Genomic DNA, 5,433 nt, shown 5'->3' on the forward strand with positions numbered 1-5,433 from the left:
GGACCTCGACAAGATCACGTTGGAGCAAGAGGTCAATGTACTCGCGGAAGCCTTCCCTGGGCGCAGCTTCAAGGGCCGCGTGTACGAGATCGCCAAGTCCGCGGAACCCAAGATGCTGGGGCGCGTGCGCGCGAAGATCGTTCGCGCGAAGGTGCAGTTGCTCGAGCCGGCCCCGCTGATGGCGGAAATGGAAGTCGATGTCGAAAGCCGCCCGGTCGTGGCCCGCGACGCCCTGCTCGTGCCCAACGAGGCGCTCAGGCGCGAGGGTGACGACCGGTACGTTTTCGTGATCGAGGGGAACCGCGTGAAGCGGACGGCTGTGCGCGTCGGCCAGCGCAATTACGAGCACACGGAGATCATAGAAGGCCTCAAGGATGGTGGGACGGTGGCTCTCCCCGGCGACCACGACCTCCGCGACGGACAGCGCGTGCGGACGCGCGCACCGTAGGGCGGGCGTGCCTACCGCCCGCCCCAACGGATCACGGCGGGGATAGGCTTGTCCTGAGCTAGGTCGAAGGGCATTCCCGCCCTACAAATGCAAACGGATAAACCATGACATCCCAACAACCACTTCTGCGCCTCGAGGGAATCTCAAAGGTCTATCAAATGGGCGAGGTCCAAGTCGTCGCCCTCAAGGAGGTTGACCTCGAAATCGCCGCCGGGCACTTCGTCTGCGTCCTCGGCCCGAGCGGCTCGGGGAAAACGACGCTCCTCAACCTCATCGGCGGCATCGACACGCCCACCTCCGGCGCCATCACCGTCGCCGGCAACACCCTGAGTGGCATGACCGAGGATGAGCTGACCCTCTATCGCCGCCGCTCGGTCGGCTTCATCTTTCAGTTCTTCAATCTCATCCCGACCCTGACCGCCCTGGAGAACGTCGAACTCGTCGAGGAACTGGTGGACGAGGGCCGCGGCTCGCGCGAGGCGCTGGAAGAGGTCGGCCTCACGGCGCGGGCGGATCATTTCCCGAGCGAGTTGAGCGGCGGCGAGCAGCAGCGCGTCGCCATCGCTCGCGCGCTGGTCAAGAACCCGCAGGTGCTCCTCGCCGACGAGCCCACCGGCAATCTCGACATGGAAACCGGCCGCCAGATCCTCGCCGTCATGCGCCGCCTCAATCGCGAGCAGGGCCGAACCGTTCTCGTCGTCACCCATAACTCGGCGATCGCGCAGATCGCCGACCGCGCGCTCCACTTGCGCAGCGGCGAGGTCGTGGAGTCCAGTGAAAACCCCTCCCCGCTCGACCCCGAACTCTTGGAGTGGTAAGTGACTCTGCTGCGGCGCAAGCTGGTGCGCGATATCGCCGCCAACCGCTGGTTGTTCACCGCGGTCACCTCGGTCGTGCTCCTCGGCGTGTGCCTCTTCGACGCCGCGTACATGTCCTTCCAGAACCTGTCGAGTTCCTACGATCTCACCTATGACCGCCTCCGCTTCGCCGACTTCACCACCCGCTTCCACAGCGGCCCCGAGGCTCTGGAGAACCGCGCCCGCGCCATCCCGGGCGTTGCACAGGCGTACGGGCGACTCAGTCAGGAGATCGAACTCGCCCAGACCGGACGCGAATCCGAGAAGGTCGTCGGCCGCGTCCTCGCAGTGCCGGACCAGGGTCCGCCCGACGTCAACGCCGTGCTCGTCCTCGACGGCGCGATGCCTTCCCCGCGCCGCCGCGAGCTGCTCCTGGAGCGCAACTTCGCCGAGGCCAACGGCTACCGCCCCGGCGACACCATCACCCCGGTCATCTTGGACGAGGAAGTCGAGTTCACCGTCAGCGGCATCGCCGCCAGCCCCGAGTACATCCTCGCCGTGCGCGCCAAGGAATACCTCATGCCCCAGCCCGAGGAATTCGGCGCGCTCTTCACCACGCGCACCCAGGCCGAGGAACTCCTCGGCGCCCCCGGCACCATCAACGAGCTGTGCGTCACCATCACTCAATACGCCGACCGCGAGCGCGTCATCCAGGCGGTCGAAGACCTCGTCCGCCCCTACGGCTTCGAGGAAACAATCACGCGCGATGACCAGCCGAGCAACAACCTGCTCCAGTCCGACCTGCGCGCGTTTCGCGAACTCGCCGTCATCTTTCCCGCCTTCTTTCTCGTCATCGCCGCGCTCACGGTGTACACGTTGCTCACGCGCATGGTTCGCTCCCAGCGCACCCAGATCGGCTTCATGCGCGCCTCGGGGTACAGCAGCTCCGAGATCCTCGTGCACTACCTCGAGTTCGCGCTCGTGCTCGGCCTGCTCGGGGCGACCATCGGCACCATCGCCGGCCACGGCTTGGGCATCATCTCGACCCACTACTACACCAGGGTCGTCGGCGTGCCGTTCCTCGACATGCGCCCGCGCTGGGGCTCGATGTCGGTGGGGTGGATGGCAGGCCTGGTGGTGGCGCTCCTCGCCGGGATCGTCCCCGCCCGCGCCGCCGCCCAACTCCAGCCCGCCGAAACGATGCGCACCGAAACCCCGGCGGCACGCCGCTCCTGGGCGCTGCGCGTCCTCGGCCGATCGTTCGGCGGGCTGCCCTACGTCGCCCGCTTGCCCTTGCGCAACCTCATCCGTCGCCCGCGCCGCACCGCCTACACCGCCCTCGGCATCGCCAGCGCCATCGCGCTCGTCATCGTCTCCCTCGGCATGCTCGACGCCAGCTACGCCGCCATCAACATGTACTTCTACGACGTGCAGGTCTATGATCTCCGCGTCAGCTTCCTCGACCCGCAGCCGTGGTCGCGGCTCGCCCGCATCGGCCACTGGGAAGGCGTCGAGCGCGTCGAGCCCGGCTTGATGATCCCGGTCGAGCTGCAATTCGACGGCAAATCCTACTTCACCGTCGTGCTCGGGCTGCCGCGCGATTCCAGGCTCTACCGCCTCTATGACCCCAGGGGTGAATCCCTCTCGCCGCCGCCCGCGGGCATGCTGATCGGCGCCACCGCGCGCAGCAAGCTCGACGCCCACACCGGCGATACGCTGCGCGTGCGCTTGCCCGAGGAGCCCCCCGACGTGCAGCGCTGGCACAATGTGCAGGTCGTCGGCTACGTACACCAGCCCGTGGGCGGGCTGGTGTATATGTCCCTCGACCAGCTCCGCCGCGTCTTTGGCCGCGACCTCGACCTCCCGCGCAACGGCGTCACCGGCGCGATTATCGCCGTGGATCCGCGCTACACCAGTCATGTGCGCGACCGGCTCTTCGACCTCACCGGCGCCGTCGAGGCCGAGAGCACCGCCCAGACCCGCGCCCAGATCGAGGAGTTGATGAAGCTGTTCTACGCCTACCTCGGCATTATGCTGAGCTTCGGCATCGCCCTCGCGGTGGCCATCCTCTTCAACACCGCTACCATCGGCGTCCTCGAGCGCTCCCGCGAGCTGGCATCCCTGCGCAGCCTGGGCATGACCCGCCGCCAGGTCGGACTTATGGTCACCATCGAAAACGCGGTGACGGCGCTCGGCGGGTCGCTCCTCGGCATGGGGCTGGGGCGACTGCTCAACATCTACTTCATCGCGGCGTACTCTGGCGAGCAACTCCAATTGCGCCCGGTCATCTACCCCCAGAGCTACGCCATCACCGTCGCCGCCGCGTTCATCGCGTTGATCATCGCCCAGATCCCCGCGCTACGCGCCGTGAACCGTCTCGACCTGGCGAAAGCAACCAAGGAGTTCGTGTCGTAGCGCGATCGCACACCGTACGCACGGAGGAGAGAATGCTGCACAGCCGGTTACGCGCGGCTTTCCTTGTCGCTGCCACCCTGGCCCTGATGCTGCCCGCGATCATCCCTGCTCGCGCTGGCGCGCTGGACGGCGGCTCGTCAGCAGGAAGGGAGAAAGTCGTGAAAGCCACCGTCGTCGAGCCGGCTCAGCCGCCGTGGCTCGCCCACCACGCCGCCGTCGAACTCGCGAGCTACCTGAGACACATGACCGGCGCGGAGGTGACCGTATCGCAGAGGATCCCAGAGGCGGCGCCGCACCCCGTGTTCGCCCTCGCGCTGGGCGGCCCGGCCGAGCGCCTCAAGGGCCTCCCCGGCGGCGATGACCCCGAGCGTCTGCGCGACGGCTTCGTGATACAATCCGCCGGCGAGGGCCGCGTCAATATCTCGGCGATCGAGCCAATCGGCCTGCTCTACGGCGTGTACGAGTACCTCGAGGCCTGCTGCGGCGTCGGCTTCTTCTGGGATGGCGATTACATTCCGCATCGCTCAGGCCTGCCGATGACCGACATCAGCATCGCCGCCCTGCCGCGCTGGCCGCTGCGCCACTTCAACTTCTCCTCGTGCTGGGGACTCGCCAAGTTCCACCACCAGTTCCGCACCATCCCCGAGCGCAACCGCCTGCTCGACTGGATGACCAAGCGCAAGCTCAACCTCAGCAGTCACTACTTCGGTCCGCACATCGCCCAGAGCGGCGTCTCGGCGACCCGCGTCTTTGGCATCAGTGACACCGAACCCGACAACTTCACTTTCTCCGGCTGGCCCGGCGCGCTCGACTTCCCCGCCGACGTGCGCAGCGACATCATCCGCACCCAGTTCGAATACGGCCGCCGCCGGGGAATCCGGTGGATCTACTACCTCGCCTACGGCAATGTGCCCCACCAGTTCCGCGACATGCACCCCGAGTACAACTACGTCGGCCACCTCGGCTACAGCGCTACCGTGCTCCACCCCGACGACCCCGAGTGCGCCCGCTGGAGCACCGCGTTCTACCGCGACCTGATCGAGACCTATGGCGCCGACCACATCTACCAGGACACGCCCTTCGTCGAATCAACCGGCGCGGCGGATCCCGAGCAGTCCTTCCAACTCAAGCTCACCGCCGCGCAGCGGATGTGCGAGGTGTTCAAACAGCTCGACGCCGATGCGATCTGGGAAAGCGACTCCTGGGACTTCGGCGCCGTCCCGCACGTGTGGACGCCCGAGCGCATCTCGCGTTACTTCACGAGCCTCCCCCAGGACATGATGCTGATCTACGACACCGCCGGCCTCGCCAACCCGTTCTACGGGCGGACGAATTACTTCGAGGGCACGCCGTGGACGCTCGGAATTCTCCATTCCTTCCAGGGCGACGACCACTTGCACGGCGACCTGAACCACGCGATCCGCGCAATCCAGGCCCTGTCTGCCGATCCCGAGGCCGACAAGTGCCTGGGGATCTACCACGTCCCCGAGACCTCCGGCCACAACATCCTGTTCTTCGACCTCACCACGCATCTCGCGTGGAATCCTGACGGCGTGACGCCAGAGGATTACCTGCGCGGCTACGCGCGGCGGCGCTTCGGCGAGCGCGACGCCCCGCGCATGCTGCCGGCAGTGCAGGCGTTGGTGAGGGCGGTGTACAGCGGCGGCGGGCGCATCCCGATCTACAAGAAGCTCGGCTGCCCCTACGGCCCTGCGGAGTGGTGGCCGATCGTTGACGAACGGAAACGCGACAACGACGGTTACGACGGCATCC

Annotated in this window: 4 protein-coding genes; all 4 read left to right on the forward strand. The window is 66.8% G+C overall.

The window, feature by feature from the left end; translation table 11 throughout:
• Positions 1 to 448, forward strand: a 448-nt coding sequence (locus tag JSV65_12265) for a hypothetical protein (GenBank protein UCH33345.1), incomplete at its 5' end; no start/stop codon positions are given.
• 104 nt (positions 449 to 552) lie between these two features.
• The gene (locus JSV65_12270; protein UCH33346.1) at positions 553 to 1,266 is read left to right on the forward strand and encodes an ABC transporter ATP-binding protein; all 714 of its coding nucleotides are present in this window, start codon (positions 553 to 555) and stop codon (positions 1,264 to 1,266) included.
• A complete protein-coding gene (locus JSV65_12275) occupies positions 1,267 to 3,660 on the forward strand; it encodes an FtsX-like permease family protein (GenBank protein UCH33347.1) in 2,394 nt (797 codons plus the stop codon).
• Positions 3,661 to 3,818: 158 nt separating this feature from the next.
• Positions 3,819 to 5,433, forward strand: a 1,615-nt coding sequence (locus JSV65_12280) for a hypothetical protein (protein ID UCH33348.1), incomplete at its 3' end; no start/stop codon positions are given.

Source organism: Armatimonadota bacterium (genome assembly GCA_020354555.1).
Lineage (GTDB): Bacteria > Armatimonadota > Hebobacteria.